Genomic DNA, 17021 nt, shown 5'->3' with positions numbered 1-17021 from the left:
GGCTGGGCGACAGCAAGACCGTGCTGCTGAGCCTGGCGCTGATCGGCGTGTGGCAGTCGGTCGGCTTCAACATGGTGCTGTTCCTGGCCGGGCTGACCGCGATTCCGCGCGAGCTGTACGCTGCCGCCGAGATCGACGGCGCCGCCAACGCCTGGGAGCGGTTCCGGCTGGTTACCTGGCCGATGCTGGGGCCGACCACGCTGTTCGTGATCACCATCAGCGTGGTCAATGCGGTGAAGGTGTTCGAGACCGTCGGCACCCTGACCCAGGGCGGCCCGAACAAGGCGTCGGAGGTCCTGCTCTGGACCATCTACCAGGAGGGCTTCGTCTATCTCCGGGTCGGCTACGCCTCGGCCATGACGGTGGTGTTCCTGGCCGTGCTGGTGGTGCTGATGCTGCTGCAGTACCGGGTGCTCGACCGCAAGGTGCACTACGCATGAGCGGCCAGCCCTGGACCATCCTGCGCGGGCTGCGTCTCGGCCTGCTGTCCGTCGGCGCGCTGGTCTTCGTCGCGCCCTATCTGTGGATGCTGTCGGTCGCGCTGAAGCCGCAGGACGAGATCTTCTCCTCCTCCCTGTCGCTGCTGCCGCAGCGCTGGGCGGTGGTGGAAAATTTCACCAAGGCGCTGACCCGGGTGCCGATGGCGCAGATCCTGCTGAACGGCGTCATCGTCTGCGGCCTGATCCTGGTGCTGCAGGTGCTGGTGGCCGTGCCCTGCGCCTATGCCATGGCCAAGCTGCGGTTCCGCGGATCGCAGGTCATGATCACCATGATCATGATGGGCCTGCTGGTGCCGATCCACGCCATCGCCCTGCCGATCTATGTGGCGCTGTCGGCCACCGGCACGCTGAACACCTATGTCGCGCTGGTGGCGCCCTTCACCATCTCGGTGTTCGGCATCTTCCTGTTCCTGCAGTTCTTCCGGGCGATGCCGGACGACCTGATCGCCGCGGCGCGGCTGGACGGGATGTCGGAGCTGGCGATCGTCTGGCGCGTCATCGTGCCGAACGCCTGGCCGGCGATCACTGCCTTCGCGATCTTCTCGGTCGTCGCCCATTGGAACGACCTGTTCTGGCCGCTGATCGTGATCAGCGACACGAAGATGGCGACGCCGCCGCTGGGCCTGCTGTTCTTCCGCGCTGCCGAGGCCGGCGACGACTACGGCGCGCTGATGGCGGCGACGGTGATCGTCACCCTGCCGCTGGTCGCCGCCTTCCTGGCCGCCCAGCGCCGCTTCATCGAAGGCATCACCCTGACCGGGCTGAAGGGCTGACCCGGTCGCGTTTCTTCCGAGAGAGGGGCAATCCGTGAAACTGATCCGAACCGCGCTGGCGGGCCTGGCCATGGCGGCGAGCCTGGCCGGCGCTGCACAGGCCGAGACGACCCTGACCGTCCACTACCCGATGCCGGGCTTCTTCAAGGACGTGATGGACACGATCTCGCAGAAGTTCATGTCCGAGCATCCGGACATCAAGATCGTGTTCGCCAGCCCCTCGCCGACCTATGAGGACGGGCTGCAGCAGATCCTGCGCCAGGCCGGCACGGCGGAGATGCCGGACATCACCTTCATCGGTCTGAACCGGCTGCGGGTGGTGGCGGAGCGGGGCATCTCGGTCGACCTCAAGCCCTTCGTCGAGAAGGACGGCCCCATGGCCGAGCAGGGCTTCAGCGACCACATCCTGGGGCTGGCCCAGTTCGGCGGGCAACAGGCCGGGCTGGCCTTCGCCACCTCGAATCCGATCATGTACATGAACGCCGACCTGGTGCGGAAGGCCGGTGGCAACCCGGACACCCCGCCCAAGACCTGGGACGAGGTGCTGGCGCTGGGCGCCAGGATCAAGGCGCTGGGCGACGGCGTCGATAGCATCGACTTCCGCTGGCAGGGCGATGACTGGATGTTCAGCGCCCTGCTGTTCGGCGCCGGCGGCGACATGCTGTCGGCCGACGAGAAGAAGGTCGCCTTCGACGGCCAGGAAGGCCTGGCCGCCTTCACCTTGGTCCAGCGCATGGTGACCGAGGGCGGCATGCCGGTCTTCACCAAGTCGGCAGGCGAGCAGGCCTTCGTCGCCGGCAAGGTCGGGCTGGAATTCCAGACCACCGGCGCGCTGCGCAACACCATCAAGAATGTCGGCGACAAGTTCGAGCTGCGGACCGCGCCGATCCCGCTGCTGGCCCCGGCCAAGGGCCAGCTGCCGACCGGCGGCAACGCCGCGGTGATGCTGACCCGCGACCCGGCCAAGCAGCAGGCGGCGTGGGAGTTCATCAAGTTCGCCGCCGGCCCCTATGGCGCGTCAGTGGTGGTGCCGGGCACCGGCTATGTCCCGAACAACGAGCTGGCCGCCAAGTCGCCCGAGTATCTGGGCGACTTCTACGCCAAGAACCCGCTGTTCAAGGCCGGCCTCGAGCAGATGGGGAAGATGCGGCCCTGGTACGCCTTCCCCGGCAGCAACGGCGTGAAGGTGACCCAGACCATCGTCGACAACCTGTCGCGGGTGGTGGAGCAAAGCGCGACGCCGGAGGAGGCGCTGGCCGACGCCGCCGACGAGGTGCAGAAGCTGCTGCCGCGGCGCTGAATCGTCGCTACATAGAGGGAGGGCCGGGCAGCCGTCCGGCCCTTTCCGTTTCCGGGATCCGTGCCCATGTCCGCCGACGATATCGCCTGGAGAGTCGAGGAAGCCTGCCAGAACGCCTGGCCGTCGCCGCGGCAGGTGCTGCTGTGCGGCTGGCTGCTGCGCGCCTCCGGCGGCGCCACGCGACGCACCAACTCGGTCAACCCGCTGCGCGGCGGCCCACGCGACCCCAGCGGCATCATCGCCATGGCGGAGGGGATCTATCGCGGCCTGGGCCAGCCCTCCCGGTTCCGGGTGCCGTCGATCGTCGCGGGCATGGATGCGCCGCTGGAGCGCGCGGGCTATGCCGCCGAGGGCGAGACCATCACGCTGCTGGCGGAGCTGACCGATCACCGGCCACGCGACTGCGCCCATGTCGAGCTGTCGGACCGGCCGGACGAGGACTGGCTCGCCCTGCGATCGGCCGAGCCCGATCCGATCTTCGGGGCGATGGTCGACAGCATCGTCCTGCCGAAGGCCTTCGCCGCCTGCCGCATCGACGGGCAGGTGGTGGCCAAGGCCTATGGCGTCGTCCACGACCGGCTGCTGGTGCTGGAATCGGTCGAGACCCATCCCGAGCATCGCCAGCGCGGCTATGGCGCCCGGACGGTCGGCCATCTGATGGACTGGGCCCTGACCCAGGGCGCCGGCGGCGCCTGCCTGCAGGTGGTGGCCGACAACGCGCCGGCCCTGGCCCTCTACGGGTCGCTCGGCTTCCGCACCGAGCTGTACCGCTATCACTACCGCAGCAAGGCCACAGCCGGCTGATCGAGTCGTCATTGCGAGGAGGCGAAGCCGACGAAGCAATCCAGGGGCCGGTTCGCATTGGCTCCTGGATTGCTTCGCTGCGCTCGCAATGACGACCCTTTTAAAGGGGTTCGTCCGGATCAGATCTTCGCGACCAGCTCCGCCAGCTGGTCGGCGCAGATGCCCCAGCCTTCATGGAAGCCCATCTTCTCATGCGCCTCGCGGTCGGCGACGGTCCAGTGCACCGCGCGGGCGGTGTAGCGGGTCTTTCCGCCCTCGTCCTCGAAGGTGATGATGCCGGTGAAGAACGGCTTCTCCGCCGGCTCCCACGCCTTGGTGTAGGCGTCGGTGAAGACCAGTCGCTCGTTCTTGACGATCTCGAGATAGACGCCGCGGTTCGGGAACTCGGTGCCGTCCGGGCCTCGCATCACGATCAGGTTGGCCCCGCCCGGCCGCAGGTCGACCTCGATCACAGGCGTGGTCCAGGGCCGCGGCGTGAACCACTGCTTCATCAGCTCGGGCTCGGTCCAGGCGCGGAACAGCTTCTCGCGCGGCGCGTCGATCAGGCGGGTCAGGACGAGCTCGCGGTCAGAGGCAGGGGTGGCGGTCATGGGGATCTCCTGGTTCGGCGTGAAGCGTTCGATGGCCCAAGGACGTCCCCTCCCCCGGGGTTCCGACACGCCCCCCCTCAAAAAATTCAGCCGGCGGCTCGGACCGCCAGGAAGGCCTCGCGCAGCCGTTCTGCAACGGTCGGTCCGTTGCGCCGGCGCGGCTGGCCGAGATGGGCGCTGCGCAGGTCGTCCATGAACTCCTCCCACAGCGCCGGCCCGCCCTCCTCCAGCAGCTGGGCGCGGATCGACAGGTCGCGGGTGGCCGGCAGGTGTCGCCGGCCCCAGGCGCCCATATGGGCCAGCAGCGGCACAAGCTGGATCGATTTCTCGGTCAGGCTGTAGATCGCCTTCTGCTTGTGGCTCTCGTCGTCGGTGCGGGTCAGGAAACCGCCCTCGGTCAGCCGCTTCAGCCGGTCGGCCAGGATGTTGGAGGCGATGCCCTCCTCCGACTGGGTCAGCAACTCGCGGAAATGTCGGCGGTCGCCGAACATGATGTCGCGGATCACCAGCAGGCTCCAGCGGTCGCCCAGGGCTTCGAGGGTCAGGTTGATCGGACAGCCGGATCGCGGTTCGCTGCTCATACGGGGTCGCTCCCTTTCCGCTTGCAATATGCAATCGGAGAAGATAGAACGCAACCAGTTGTTATATGCAATCAGAATATCCGAGGGAGAACACCCATGCGCAAGGCGATCCTGTCGATGTTCATCAGCCTGGACGGCTACATCATCGGGCCGAAGGGAGAGTTCGTGCCGCCGCAATGGTCCGACGACCTGGCGACGCACTGGTCCGGCTATGCCCTGGAGCGGGCCGGCCACCTGCTCTACGGCCGGGTCAATTTTCTGTTCAACAAGGGATTCTGGGAGCCGGCGGCGACCGATCCGAACAGCCCGGCCGCCGGCGTTCCCTGGGCCGCGGTGATGAACCGGCTGCCTAAGACGGTGTTCTCGACCACGCTGACCGGCGATCCCGGCTGGAACGGCACGGTGGTGCGCGACGACCTGGAGGGCGCCGTCGCAAAGCTGAAGGCGGAGGGCGACGGTGACCTGTACATGTTCGGCGGCGCCGGTATCGCCCAGAGCTTCGTCGCCCGCGACCTGTTCGACGAATACCGGCTGATGGTGACGCCGACGCTGTTCGGCGACGGCCAGCGGCTGTTCGCCCCGGGCTTCGACCGCATCGACCTGGCGCTGATCGAAAACCGGACGCTCGACACCGGCGCCGTGATCCTGCACTACCGGCGCGAGCGCTGAGCCTCCCTAAGGGATGAGCACGACCTTGCCGGTGCTCCCGCGGTCCTCCAGCGCCCGGTGCGCCTCGGCGGCTTGATCCAGGCGGTAGCGGCCGCCCTGGATCACCCGCAGCGCGCCGGTCGCGGCCAGCGCGAACAGCTCGGCCAAATCGGCCCGCAGGCTCTCCGGCGTCAGCAGCGGCAGCAGGGCGAAGCCCTTCAGCGACTGGTTCCGGAACAGCATTCCCTCCAGCTCGGCAGCCGTGAGGTCGAACCGGCCGAGCGCGCCGAACAGCAGCTCGCCGGCCGGCGCGAGAGCGTCGAGGCAGGCCTTGGTGATGACGCCGCCGACGGTGTCGTAGGCGATATCGGCGCCGCGTCCGTCGGTGGCGTCCCGGACCTGGGCGGCCCAGCCGGGCTCGCGATAATCGATGCCGAGATCGGCACCGAGGCTGCGGGCAACATCCAGCTTTCCCGCCCCTCCCGCCACGGCGATCACCCGCTCCGCACCGGCCCGCCAGGCCAGCTGCAGCAGCAGCGACCCGACTCCACCGGCCGCGGCCGTGACCAGCACCGTTCGGCCGCGCGGCGGGCTGCGCCGCACCAGGTGCAGCGCCGTCAGGCCCGGCACCAGCAGGGCCACGGCATCCTCGAAGGACAGGTCCTCGGGCACCGGCACGACCGAAGCCGCTTCGACGGCGAGGTATTCGGCATAGCCGCCATTGGGGCGGCCGATCGCGAACATCGGCACCGCGACCCGCGACCCGCTCAGCACAGGATCAACGCCCTCCCCGACCGCCTCGATCTCTCCCGCCACCTCGACGCCCGGCACCATCGGCAGCTCGGGCGTCACGGCGTAGAGGTTCCGGCGCATCAGCGTCTCGAAATAGTTCACCCCGGCGGCCCGCACCCGGACCAGCACCTCGCCGGGGCGGGGCTGCGGGGTCGGCCGCTCGACGGTCTCGAGCACTTCGGGCTCGCCGAAGCGGCTGAACTGAACGGCTTTCATGGCGTCACCTGGCGTTGGACAGCGCGAGACGCCATTTGCCAATGTGCCGCCCGGCGGCTCTACACACCCTTTCGTTCCATACTGACCAGCAGGTGACCATGGGCGAGACGATCAAGCGACTGCCGGAGCTGCCGGTGGAGCGCGCCTTCAAGGTGATCGGCGGCCGCTGGAAGGCGGTCATCCTGTACCACCTGTTCAACGGCCCGCGACGGATGTCCGAGCTCAAGCGCGCGCTGCCCAAGATCAGCCAGAAGGTGCTGATCCAGCAGCTGCGCGAGATGGAGGAGCACGGCCTGGTCCATCGCAAGATCTTCCGCCAGGTGCCGCCACGGGTGGACTATTCGGCCACGCCGCTGGGGCTGAGCTTGGCGCCGCTGCTGCGCGCGATGTGCGACTGGGGCCGGGACCACGCCGCCGCGCTGGACGAGCTGGACCGCCTGGCGGAATGCCGCATGCCGCCCTTGCGGTCGGTGGATGCTCCGGCCGCCCCCTAATCCGCGGGCAGCGCCCCACGCTCCAGATGCGAGCTGAGCACGATGTAGCTGCGCGTGCCCTGCACGCCGGGGATGTCGTAGATCACCCGCAGCAGGTCCTCCAGCCCCTGGGCGTCCTGGGTCCGCACCTTGAGCAGGACGCAGGTGTCACCGGTGACCGTATGGATCTCCTCCACATCCGGCAGCTGCGCGAGGCCGAGCATCTCCGGAGACTTGCCCCAGCCGGTGGTGTTGACATGGATGAAGGCCAGGATCGCCTTGCCGAGCTTGCGGCCGTCCAGCGCCGCGACCGTGGCCTTGATCACCCCGTCGCGCTTCAGCCGCTTCACCCGCTCATGCACCGCCGGCGGGGACAGGTTCAGCGCCCGGCCCAGCTCGGCATAGCTCAGAGTCGCATCGGCCGCGAGCAGCCCTAACAGCTTTCGGTCGACGGCGTCGACGGAGGGAGCCTCGGCGGGCCGGCGCCGAACCGTTTTCGTATTTTCGATGACCACGAGAATCGCCCTTCATGACCGAACCTGGTTCGGCGATTATCCTCTCATGCCCGAACACCATCAAGATCAGAGCGCCGTCTCGCTGCAGACCGCGATCCTGACCGCCGGCATCGCCGTGGTCGGCTCGAACTCGCTGGTGCTGAGCCCGATCCTGGGCGATGTCGCCACGGCGATGGCGGCCACGCCGGTGGCCGTGTCGCGCGCCATCGCCGCCTATGGCGGCGCGACCGCGCTGTCGGCCTTCCTGCTGGCGCCGCAGATCGACCGCATCGGCCCGCGCCGGGCCCTGTTCGGCGGCATGATCGGGCTGGCGGCGGCGACGCTGCTTTCCGCCTTTGCCATGCACTGGCTGATGCTGGCGGCGGCCCAGGCGCTGGCCGGGCTCGGCGCCGGGATCATCCTGCCCTCGATCTACACGCTGGCCACCACCATCGCGCCGCCGGGCCGGGAATCGCGGGTGTTGGGCCAGGTGCTGACCGGCTGGTCGATCTCCATGGTCGCCGGAGTGCCCGCCGCGGCGCTGGTGGCCGAGACGCTGGGATGGCGCGCCGTCTTCCTGGTGCTGGCGGGCCTGGCCGCGCTAGCCCTGCTCGGCATCGCCCGGCTGCCGGCACCGGCATCGCGGCCTCGGTCGGCGAAGCCGGGGCTCGGGGCACTGGTCGCCCCCCTCGCCTATCCCGGCGTCCCGGCACTGCTGGCGATCTGCCTCGGCTTCATGGCGTCCTTCTACGGCGTCTACGCCTTCATCGGCGACCATATCCGGGCCGAACTCGGCCTCACCGCCGGCCAGGCCGGGCTGATCGTGCTGACCTACGGCATCGGCTTCGGCGCCGCCAGCCTGGGCGACGGGCTGGTCGACCGCATCGGGCCGCGCCGGCTGTTCCCGCTGGTGCTGCTGGTGGTGGCCGCGATCTACGCGCTGATGCTGCCGGCGACGCACAGCTTCGCCGCGATCGCGGCGCTGACCGGGCTGTGGGGCTTCGCCAACCATTTCGGGCTGAACATCCTGGTGCTGCTGCTGTCCCGGGCCAAGCCCGAGGCGCGCGGCGCGGTGCTGGGGCTGAACAGCGCCGTCACCTATCTCGGCACCCTCACCGGCACCGGCCTGGCCGGGATCGGCTATGCCGCCGCCGGCTTCCCGCCCCTGGCCATCGGCGCGGCCGCCGCCTGTCTTGCCGCCGCTCTGGTCGCCCTCACCGCATTGCGGCCACGGCGCATCACCGGTCCTGCGGCATCCTGACAGCACCTCGCGCGTAACATAACCGTCTCACGGTCCGAACCGGTCGCGAGGACCGGCTTCCTGGTCCTTCGCTATGCGGGCACGCCCCGCGGAGGTTACAGGATGCCCAGGCTCGCGGGGCTGGCGACAGCCGTCCCCGACCATGTGATCACCCAGGCCGAGGCGCGAGACGGCGCCCGGCGGGTCTTCTCGTCCCGGCCCGCGCTGTTCGAGCGCATGGCCCCGATCTACGAGACGGCGGGGATCGACACCCGCCGCTCCGCCGTGCCGCTGGACTGGTATTTCGCCCCGCATGACTGGCACGACCGCAGCACCGTGTTCCTGGACACGGCGCTGGATCTGCTGGAGGATGCGGCCCGGCGCTGCCTGGACGAGGCCGGCATCGGCGCCGGCGAGGTCGACGCCATCGTCACCATCTGCTCGACCGGCATCGCCACGCCCAGCCTCGATGCCCGGCTGATGGACCGGCTGCCGTTCCGGCCGGACACGGTGCGGCTGCCGGTCTTCGGCCTGGGCTGCGCCGGCGGCGTGCTGGGCCTGGCCCGCGCCGCCGCCCTGTCGCGCGCGCTGAACGGCACCGTGCTGCTGCTGGTGGTGGAGCTGTGCGGCCCGACCTTCCGCCGCGGCGACCTGACCAAGAGCAATGTCGTCGCCACCGCCCTGTTCGGCGACGGCGCCGCCGCGGTGTTGATCCGGCCGGACGACGGGCTGCCGGCCCTGGGCCCGACCGGCGAGCATCGCTGGCCCGGCACGCTGGACGTGATGGGCTGGTCGGTCGAGACGGACGGGCTGGGCGTCATCTTCTCCCGCGACATCCCGACGCTGGTGCGCAACGACATGCGGCCGGCGGCGGAGGGTTTTCTGGCCCGCCACGGGCTCGGCCTCGGCGATCTGTCCGGCTTCGTGTTCCATCCCGGCGGCACCAAGGTGGTCGAGGCGCTGCGCGACGCGTTCGACCTGCCGGAGGCGGCGATGGCGGCCGAGCGGGCGGTGCTGCGCCGATACGGCAACATGTCGGCGGTGACCCTGCTGTTCGTCCTGGCGGAGAAGCGCCGCAGCATGGTCGGGCGCTGGCTGCTGAGCGCGCTGGGCCCCGGCTTCTGCGCCGGCTTCACCGTGCTGGATTGCGGCTGATGATGCTGGGTTGGGCGCAAGGGGTGGCGCTGCTCGTGGCGGCGCAGCGCCTTGCCGAACTGGCCTATGCCCGCCGCAACGAGAGCCGGCTGCGCGCCCGCGGCGCGGTCGAGAGCGGCGCCCGGCACTATCCGCTGTTCATCCTGCTGCACGGCACCTGGCTGCTGGCGGTGTTCCTGCTGATCCCGGCGGACCGCGCCCCGTCCTGGCCGCTGCTGGCCCTGTTCGTCCTGCTGCAGGCAGCGCGGGTCTGGGTGGTGGCGACGCTGGGGCCGTACTGGACCACGCGGGTGCTGAGCCTGCCCGGCGCGCCGCTGGTGCGCCGCGGCCCCTATCGCTGGGTGCGGCACCCCAACTATGTGATCGTGGCGGCGGAGATCGCGGTGCTGCCCCTGGCCTTCGATGCCTGGACGATCGCGATCGTCTGCTCGCTCGCCAATGCCCTGCTGCTGCGCCACCGCATCGGCATCGAGGAGGGTGCCCTGGCCGAGCGAGGCTGAGGCGGGACGACGCAGGCCGGGGAACGATCCGCCGCCCGGATGGTTCGGTCCATCAGGCGTCGTCGACAACAGCATTCCGGAGCCATGGCCGAGGCATCCCTCCGCAGCCGGCAGCAATACTTCCCAGCCCTCACCGCGCTGCGCGGCATCGCGGCGCTCTGCGTCGTGGTGTTCCACTATTCGGTCGGGTCCTTCCCGAACCTGCACCTGACCGATACGACCTTCTTCATCGGCAAGAGCTATCTGTTCGTCGACCTGTTCTTCGCGCTCAGCGGCTTCATCCTGATGCATGTCTATGGGAGCAGTTTCGCCGGCGGCCCTTCCGCAGCGACGGTGGGACCGTTCCTGCGCGCCCGGCTGGCGCGGCTGTACCCGCTGCATCTCGCGATCCTCGGCGGATTCGTGCTGCTGGAGTTGCTGAAGCTCGCGGTCGGCTTCGACGCCTTCGGCGGCACCCACACCCTTCCCACCCTGCCCGGCAGCCTGCTGCTGCTGAACGCCGCCGGCCTCTACGACACCCTGACCTGGAACGGCCCGTCCTGGTCGATCAGCGCCGAATGGCTCGTCGGCCTGGCCTTCCCGCTGCTGGTGCCGGTCGTCGCCCGGCTGCGCCCGGCCGGGCTGCTTCTGCTCTATATCGCGACTCTGGCGGGCTTCGCCCTGCTCTCCGCCGGGCCACGGCTCGATCTCGACCTGACCGCGGATTGGGGCGTGCCGCGCTGCTTCCTCGGCTTCACGGGCGGCATGGTCCTGTACCGCGTGTGGCGGGACGGCGCGCCGGGCTGGATGTCGACCGACGCGGCGGCCCTGGCCACCAGCGCCGGCATCGTCCTGGCCATGCATCTCAACACGCGCGGCGTCTTCGTGGTGCCGCTGTTCGGCCTGCTGATCCTGTGCCTAGCGCAGAACGCGGCCTGGGTGGGCCGGGCCATGGCGACGCGACCGATGGTCTTCCTCGGCGAGATTTCCTACGCCGTCTACCTCGCGCAGATCCTGCTGCTCGACAGCGTGCATCTGGGCTGGCGCCTGGCCACCGGGCACGAGCTGGAGGATGCCGGCTTCTCCGCCCTCCAGTCCCTCGGGGTGATCGCGCTGATGGTGGCGGCGCTGCTGCCGATCTCCATCCTGCTGCATCGCGGGGTCGAGGTGCCGGCCCGCGGCTGGCTGCGCCGGGCCGGCCTGCCACGCCCGCCGCGCCCCGCGATGCAGCGGGTCGGCTGAGGCCGCAGATCGGTCTGGCGGGCGCAGCCCGCCGGCCCTATTCTGGCTCGCCTCAAGAATGAGACGAGTCTGTGCCTGCCAACGACGCCCGCCCCCTCGACGGGATCGATCTCCTCGCGGTTGCCCCCGCCGCCCTGCGCGCCGAGCTGCAGAAGCAATGCCGCTGGCAGCGCTTCGCGCCGCATGAGCAGATCATCGACCGCAACGACGATCCGGACCATGTGTATTTCCTGGTCGAGGGCAAGGTCCGGGTGGTGATCTATTCCGCCTCCGGCCGCGAGATCACCTTCGACGACCTGGCGGCCGGCGCCAGCTTCGGCGAGCTGTCGGCGCTGGACCGGGCGCCGCGCTCGGCCAATGTCATGGCGCTGACCGAGGCCACCGTCGCCGCCCTGCCCACCGCCATCTTCCGCAGCGCCGTGACCGAGCATCCGGCGCTGGCGCTGGCCCTGATGGTGCATCTGGTCGGGATGGTCCGTCGCGCCAATGAGCGGATCATGGAGCTGAGCACGGTCGGCGCCAACAACCGGGTGCACGCCGAGCTGCTGCGCCTGGCGACGCAGGGTGCGCAGCCGGACGGCACCGCCGCGATCCGCCCGATCCCGGTGCATTCCGACATCGCCAGCCGGGTCAGCACCACGCGCGAGACCGTGGCGCGAGTGCTGAGCGACCTCGCCAAATCCGGCATCGTCGTCCGCGCCGCCGACCACCTGCATGTCGCCGATCTGAGCCGGCTGGAGCGGCTGGTGGAGGATGTCCGTGGCGAGTGGTGACGGCGCCTCCCACGACGACGGCCCGAACCGCTGGACCACGCTGAAGATCAAGCCGGTCTACGAGAATCCCTGGATCAAGGTCGACGAGCACGACGTGCTGACCCCAGCGGGCACGCCCGGGATCTACGGCGTGGTCACCTACAAGAACCTGGCGATCGGGGTGGTGCCGATCGACGATCGCGGCCGGGTGACGCTGGTCGGGCAGTACCGCTACGCCCCCGCCGTCTACAGCTGGGAGATTCCGGAGGGCGGCGGCGACCCGGCGCTGCCGCCGGTCGTGTCGGCCCAGCGCGAGCTGCGCGAGGAAACCGGGCTGGAGGCGGCGCATTGGCACGACCTCCTGACTATGCATCTGTCGAACAGCGTCTCGACCGAGATCGCCCATCTGTTCGTCGCCTGGGGCCTGACCCAGGGCGAGGCCGAGCCGGAGGAGACCGAGGATCTGGCGCTGCGCACCGTGCCGCTGGCGGAGGCCTTCGCCATGGTCGCGGACGGCCGGATCACCGATTCCCTGACCGTCGGCGCCCTCCTGCGGCTGCAGGTGCTGCAGTTGAGCGGCACGCTGCCACCCGGGCTGGCCGAGATCCTGCGGCAGGCGGACGCGCCGACCGGGTGAAGCACGTCCTGTTCGTCTGCGGCCGCAACCTGCGCCGCAGCCCGACGGCAGAGGCGATCTTCGCCGATGCCCCAGGCGTCGAGACCGCCTCGGCCGGCCTCAACCCCGATGCCGAGGAGCCGCTGACGGCCGAGTTGGTCGAATGGGCCGATCTGATCTTCGTCATGGAGAAGGCGCAGCGCGCCAAGCTATCCGCGCGTTTTCGCGGCTCTCTGAAACGGGCCCGGGTGATCTGCCTCGACATCCCCGACCGCTTCGAATTCATGGATCCGGAGCTGGTGCGGCTGCTGCGCGCCAAGGTCACGCCCCTGTTGCGGTGAGCCGGCCGCGCCGGCAACCGAAGCATCAAGGAAGCATCATCGTCCTGTCACGCCCCCGGCCCTAGGGTCGGCGCCCTCGAAAGACATGAGGGACGATCGATGATCCGTATTGCCGCTGTTCCGGCCCTGCTTCTTGCCGCCGGCCTGCTCTCGGCCCCGGCCCGGGCTGAAGACCCGAAACCGTATCCGGTCGAGGCGGCCGCCTCCTTTCCGGCGCAGCAGGCACGGCAGGCCGTGGCGGTGGATGCCGATTCCTTCTATGCGATCGACAGCCGGGCGATCGCCCGCTACGACAAGGCGACCGGCGCCAAGATCTCCGCCTGGGCCGAGGCCAAGGACGGGCCGATCATCCACCTGGACAGCGGCGTCGTGGTCGACGGCAAGCTCTACACCGCCCATTCCAACTACCCGGAATGGCCGATGACCAGCTCGGTCGAGATCTGGGATGCGGCGACGCTGAAGCATGTCGGGACCCACAGCTTCGGCGTCGACCGCGGGTCGCTGACCTGGGTCGACTATCACGATGGCAGTTGGTGGGGCGGCTTCGCCAACTACAACCGGGTGTTCGACCGCAGTCCGCTGGCCTATGGCAACAAGTACAACACCCAGATCGTCCGTTTCGACGCCGATTGGCGCGTGGCCGAGGCCTGGGTGCTGCCGCCGGAGCTGCTGGAGAAGTTCGGCGACATGAGCAATTCCGGAGGGTCCTGGGGGCCGGACGGGCGGCTCTGGATCACCGGACACGACGAGCCGGAAGTCTATGCCTTGACTCTGCCGGAGGCCGGCTCGGTGCTGCGCTGGGTCGGCACCGCGCCGCTCGACATCGCCGGCCAGGGCATCGCCTGGGATCGTGCGCAGCAGGGCGTGATCTGGGGCGTGGTCCGCGACAAGCAGAAGGGCGAGAACCGCGTCACCGCCGCCCGGGTGCAACTGCCGTAGTCGGCAGAATCCCCTCTTACCACGCCCGGCGCTGGCCCATCACCTGGGTCGGCGCCACCGGACGCGGCGCCCGCTCTGCCCGCGGCGAATGGTTGAACAGGGCGCGGTAGCATTTGGCGAAATGCGAGGCCGAGGCGAAGCCACAGGCCACCGCAACCTCCAGGATCGGCATCGAGGTCTGCGCCAGCAGGATCTGGGCGTGCTTCAGCCGCGCCTCCAGATAGTACTGGGACGGGGTGCAGTTCAGGTAGATCCGGAACAACCGCTCAAGCTGCCGGGTCGACAGCCCGGCGGCCCGGGCCAGCGCCGCCCGTGGCAGCGGCTCGGCCAGGTTGGCCTCGATCTCGGCGATCGCGGCCAGCAGCTTCGGGTGGCTGACGCCGAGGCGCTCGCGCAGCTCCATCCGTTGCGGCGCGTGGCCCTGGCGCGGCCGGGCATGCAGGAACTGCTCCGCCACCTGGTTGGCGAGGTCGATGCCGTGGGCCTGGCCGATCAGGTAGTGCGTCATGTCCAGCGACGCCGTGCCGCCGGCCGAGGTGAAGCGGTCGCGGTCGATCTCGAACAGCCGCCCGGTGACGTCGAGCCGCGGGAAGGTCTCGGTGAAGGCGCTGAGATTCTCCCAGTGGATGGTGCAGCGATAGCCGTCGAGCAGCCCGGCCCAGGCGAGATGATAGGTGCCGGTCGAGACCGCGCCGATGCGCGAGCCGCGCCGCGCCATCCGCCGCAGCCAGGCCAGGATACGCTCGTCGCGGCCCTCCTGCGGGTCGAGCCCGGCGACGACCACGATCATGGCGAACGAATCCTCGGGACCGATGGCGCCCTGCGCCATCAGCACGCCGTCATTGCTGGCGGTGACCGGCTCGCCGTCGACCGAGAGCAGCCGCCAGTCATAGAGCGTGCGCCGCGCCACCCAGTTGGCGGCGCGGAACGGCTCCAGCACCGCCGACAGCGCCATCATCGAGAAGTTCGGGACCAGGAGGAACGCCACACGCTGCGGCGGTTCGGTCATCGGATCGTCGGCCATGCCCTGGTTCTACGCATCCCGCGGTTTCCGGCATCCGGCCACAGCGCCGCGGCCGGCGCAACCCCTTGCACAGCTGGATCAGCGCCGGTCCCGGTCGCGCGGTCGGCCCCGCAGGATCAGGACCACGAAGCCTCCGATCAGCAGCAGGGCCGCGACCGCCGCGCCGGCGGCGATCCGCACGGCCTGGCCGCCATCGGCCCCGGCCATGTCGCCGGTGATGGTGAAGCTCCAGACGCCGATCCCGACGAGGAAGGCGGCGATGGCCGCTATAAGCAGTGCGATGCGCATGGGCGGGCCGGAACGCTTGTCGGATTGATCGAGGGGGACATCCTGCCAGGACCGGCGACAACCGGTCGAGCGGCATGCGGCCCGGGCGCGATCACCGCCCGGGCCGCAGCCCTCGGTCAGGCCAGGTCGAACAGCAGGAATTCCGCCTCCGTCTCCGCCGTGATCCGGAGACCGGGCTCGCCCTCGACCGCGGCCCCGTCGCCTTCCCGCATCTCATGCCCGTCGAGGGCGACGACCCCGCGGGTCAGCTGGATGAAGGCCGCCCGGCCCGGCGCGATCGCATGCTCCACCGTCTCGCCGGCGGCGAGGCGGGCGATGAACAGCCGGGCATCCTGGTGGATCCCCAGCACGCCGTCCCTGCCCTCGGGCGCCGCCACCAGCCGCAGCCCGCCGGTCGGCCCCTCGCCGACGCCCAGCTGTTCGTAGCCCGGCGGCAGGCCGTTGCGATCCGGATGGAGCCAGATCTGCAGTAGGTGCAGCGGCTCAGTCGCCGACGGGTTCATCTCGGCATGGGTGATGCCGGTGCCGGCGGTCATGCGCTGCAGATCGCCGGCGCGGATCACAGCGGCGTTGCCAAGGCTGTCGCGGTGCTCGACCGCCCCCGACAGCACATAGGTGAGAATCTCCATCTCTGCATGCGGATGCGCCGGGAAGCCGGCCCCGGGGACGACCCGGTCCTCGTTCAGCACGCGCAGCGACCGGAAGCCCATGCGGTCCGGGTCGTGGAACCGGCCAAAGGAGAAGGTGTGGCGGGCCTCGATCAGGCCGGTCTCGGTGCGGCCCCGGGCCATGCGGTCGTGCAGCGTGATCATCGCGATCTCCTTTCCGGTGGTGAGGCCGGAAACATCGCGACGATCGGCCGGAGACGGAAGCGGGGGATCAGGAAACCCGGCGTTCGACCCGGGCGAACGACAGCCCCTGCTCCCAGGGCGCGGCCTCGCCGCAGCTTTCGGCCAGATGGTCGATCAGCGCCCGCACCCGGCGCGACAGGTGCCGGGTCTGGGGATACAGTACATGGATGATGTCGGCCACCGGCTCAGCCTCCAGCGCCACCGGCAGCAGCCGGCCGTCGCGCAGGGCGTCGGCGACGATGAAGGTCGGCAGCACCGTGAGGCCGAGCCCGGCGATGGCCGCGTCGCGTGCGGCCTCGCCGTTGTTGACGGTGACCCGGCTGCGCATCGCCACGCTGCGCGGCGGCCCGCCGGCGGCGAAGGGCTCGAACTGCCACAGCCAGGTTGAGGGGGCCTCGGCATAGCCGATCGCCTCGTGCTGCGGCAACTCGGCCAGGCTCCGCGGCAGTCCCGCCGCGGCGGCATAGCCGGGGCTGGCGCAGACCACGCGCCGGCTGACGGCGAGGCGCCGGGCGATCAGCGCCGAATCGCGCGGCCGGGTGATGCGGATGGCGAGGTCGTAGCCTTGCGCCGCCAGGTCGACCATGCGGTCGTCGAGATCGAGCCTCAGGTCCAGCCGCGGATGGCGGCGGGCGAAGTCGAACAGCACCGGGCCGAGATAGAGCGTGCCGAAGCTCATCGGCGCGGCGACGCGCAGGGCCCCGCGCAGGTCGCCGTCGCCTTCCGCCACCTCCTCCGCCGCCTCGTCGAGTTGGCGCAGGATGCTGCGGCCGCGCTCGTAGAAGGCCAGACCGCGATCGGTCGGCAGCACCCGGCGGGTGGAGCGCTGCAGCAGCGCCCCGCCCAGCGCGGCCTCGAGGTCGCTGATGCGCTTGCTGACCACGGATTTCGACAGGTTCAGCCGGCGCGCCGCCGCGCTGATG

22 protein-coding genes are annotated in these 17021 nt (G+C 70.1%); 14 read left to right on the top strand and 8 right to left on the bottom strand.

What is annotated here, in order from left to right:
- The 4 genes from ABDW35_RS14955 to ABDW35_RS14940 all read left to right on the top strand — a co-directional run.
- Positions 1–440: sugar ABC transporter permease (locus ABDW35_RS14955; RefSeq protein ID WP_343714675.1), on the top strand; the 440-nt coding region annotated here is incomplete at its 5' end.
- Positions 437–1273, top strand: coding sequence for a carbohydrate ABC transporter permease (locus ABDW35_RS14950; protein ID WP_343714674.1), 837 nt, complete (start codon positions 437–439; stop codon positions 1271–1273). The genes ABDW35_RS14955 and ABDW35_RS14950, both read left to right, overlap by 4 nt.
- 34 nt (positions 1274–1307) lie before the next feature.
- Positions 1308–2573 (top strand): ABC transporter substrate-binding protein, encoded by a 1266-nt coding sequence (locus ABDW35_RS14945; protein ID WP_343714673.1) that lies wholly within the window; start codon positions 1308–1310, stop codon positions 2571–2573.
- A gap of 66 nt (positions 2574–2639) precedes the next feature.
- Positions 2640–3377, top strand: a complete 738-nt coding sequence (locus ABDW35_RS14940) for a GNAT family N-acetyltransferase (protein WP_343714672.1) — start codon at positions 2640–2642, stop codon at positions 3375–3377.
- Between the two features lie 119 nt (positions 3378–3496).
- Here the strand turns inward: ABDW35_RS14940 and ABDW35_RS14935 are convergent, their stop codons facing one another.
- Entirely contained in the window at positions 3497–3967 is a 471-nt protein-coding gene (locus ABDW35_RS14935) for an SRPBCC family protein (RefSeq protein ID WP_343714671.1), read from the bottom strand.
- A gap of 86 nt (positions 3968–4053) precedes the next feature.
- Positions 4054–4548, bottom strand: coding sequence for a helix-turn-helix domain-containing protein (locus ABDW35_RS14930; protein WP_343714670.1), 495 nt, complete (start codon positions 4546–4548; stop codon positions 4054–4056).
- Positions 4549–4644: 96 nt separating this feature from the next.
- Between ABDW35_RS14930 and ABDW35_RS14925 the strand changes: the two genes are divergently transcribed.
- Entirely contained in the window at positions 4645–5217 is a 573-nt protein-coding gene (locus ABDW35_RS14925; RefSeq protein ID WP_343714669.1) for a dihydrofolate reductase family protein, read from the top strand.
- A 6-nt stretch (positions 5218–5223) separates the two neighbouring features.
- Here the strand turns inward: ABDW35_RS14925 and ABDW35_RS14920 are convergent, their stop codons facing one another.
- Positions 5224–6204: a zinc-binding dehydrogenase gene (locus tag ABDW35_RS14920; RefSeq protein ID WP_343714668.1), complete on the bottom strand. Its 981-nt coding sequence runs from the start codon at positions 6202–6204 to the stop codon at positions 5224–5226.
- A gap of 98 nt (positions 6205–6302) precedes the next feature.
- On the opposite strand from ABDW35_RS14920, the gene ABDW35_RS14915 reads away from it, so the two are divergent.
- Complete coding sequence (locus ABDW35_RS14915; protein ID WP_343714667.1) at positions 6303–6698, top strand: helix-turn-helix domain-containing protein; 396 nt, start codon at positions 6303–6305, stop codon at positions 6696–6698.
- Here ABDW35_RS14915 and ABDW35_RS14910 read toward each other — a convergent pair.
- Positions 6695–7192 (bottom strand): Lrp/AsnC family transcriptional regulator, encoded by a 498-nt coding sequence (locus ABDW35_RS14910; RefSeq protein ID WP_343714666.1) that lies wholly within the window; start codon positions 7190–7192, stop codon positions 6695–6697. The genes ABDW35_RS14915 and ABDW35_RS14910 overlap by 4 nt on opposite strands.
- 46 nt (positions 7193–7238) lie before the next feature.
- Between ABDW35_RS14910 and ABDW35_RS14905 the strand changes: the two genes are divergently transcribed.
- The 8 genes from ABDW35_RS14905 (at position 7239) to ABDW35_RS14870 (ending at position 13935) form a co-directional block, all read left to right on the top strand.
- A complete protein-coding gene (locus ABDW35_RS14905) occupies positions 7239–8432 on the top strand; it encodes an MFS transporter (protein ID WP_343714665.1) in 1194 nt (397 codons plus the stop codon).
- A 102-nt stretch (positions 8433–8534) separates the two neighbouring features.
- The gene (locus tag ABDW35_RS14900; protein ID WP_343714664.1) at positions 8535–9566 is read left to right on the top strand and encodes a 3-oxoacyl-[acyl-carrier-protein] synthase III C-terminal domain-containing protein; all 1032 of its coding nucleotides are present in this window, start codon (positions 8535–8537) and stop codon (positions 9564–9566) included.
- Positions 9566–10066: an isoprenylcysteine carboxylmethyltransferase family protein gene (locus ABDW35_RS14895; protein WP_343714663.1), complete on the top strand. Its 501-nt coding sequence runs from the start codon at positions 9566–9568 to the stop codon at positions 10064–10066. The genes ABDW35_RS14900 and ABDW35_RS14895 overlap by 1 nt, the downstream gene beginning before the upstream one ends.
- A gap of 84 nt (positions 10067–10150) precedes the next feature.
- On the top strand, positions 10151–11287 hold the full coding sequence (locus ABDW35_RS14890; protein WP_343714662.1) for an acyltransferase: 1137 nt from the start codon (positions 10151–10153) through the stop codon (positions 11285–11287).
- Positions 11288–11358: 71 nt separating this feature from the next.
- Positions 11359–12060, top strand: coding sequence for a Crp/Fnr family transcriptional regulator (locus ABDW35_RS14885; RefSeq protein ID WP_343714661.1), 702 nt, complete (start codon positions 11359–11361; stop codon positions 12058–12060).
- On the top strand, positions 12047–12676 hold the full coding sequence (locus tag ABDW35_RS14880; RefSeq protein ID WP_343714660.1) for an NUDIX hydrolase: 630 nt from the start codon (positions 12047–12049) through the stop codon (positions 12674–12676). The genes ABDW35_RS14885 and ABDW35_RS14880 overlap by 14 nt, the downstream gene beginning before the upstream one ends.
- A complete protein-coding gene (locus ABDW35_RS14875) occupies positions 12673–12996 on the top strand; it encodes a low molecular weight protein tyrosine phosphatase family protein (protein WP_343714659.1) in 324 nt (107 codons plus the stop codon). Before ABDW35_RS14880 ends, ABDW35_RS14875 begins: the two co-directional genes overlap by 4 nt.
- A gap of 99 nt (positions 12997–13095) precedes the next feature.
- Complete coding sequence (locus ABDW35_RS14870; protein WP_343714658.1) at positions 13096–13935, top strand: hypothetical protein; 840 nt, start codon at positions 13096–13098, stop codon at positions 13933–13935.
- A 16-nt stretch (positions 13936–13951) separates the two neighbouring features.
- Here ABDW35_RS14870 and ABDW35_RS14865 read toward each other — a convergent pair whose 3' ends face one another.
- The 4 genes from ABDW35_RS14865 to ABDW35_RS14850 form a co-directional block, all read right to left on the bottom strand.
- The gene (locus ABDW35_RS14865; RefSeq protein ID WP_343714657.1) at positions 13952–14959 is read right to left on the bottom strand and encodes a GlxA family transcriptional regulator; all 1008 of its coding nucleotides are present in this window, start codon (positions 14957–14959) and stop codon (positions 13952–13954) included.
- Positions 14960–15037: 78 nt separating this feature from the next.
- Entirely contained in the window at positions 15038–15247 is a 210-nt protein-coding gene (locus ABDW35_RS14860) for a hypothetical protein (protein ID WP_343714656.1), read from the bottom strand.
- 116 nt (positions 15248–15363) lie between these two features.
- Positions 15364–16059, bottom strand: a complete 696-nt coding sequence (locus tag ABDW35_RS14855; protein ID WP_343714655.1) for a pirin family protein — start codon at positions 16057–16059, stop codon at positions 15364–15366.
- A gap of 67 nt (positions 16060–16126) precedes the next feature.
- Positions 16127–17021 (bottom strand): LysR family transcriptional regulator (locus ABDW35_RS14850; protein WP_343714654.1); only part of this gene is annotated, 895 nt, incomplete at its 5' end.

The organism is Inquilinus sp. (assembly GCF_039594555.1).
Lineage (GTDB): Bacteria > Pseudomonadota > Alphaproteobacteria > DSM-16000 > Inquilinaceae > Inquilinus.
Note: the sequence above shows the minus strand (reverse complement) of the source record. Positions and strands in the feature narration are given on the sequence as shown.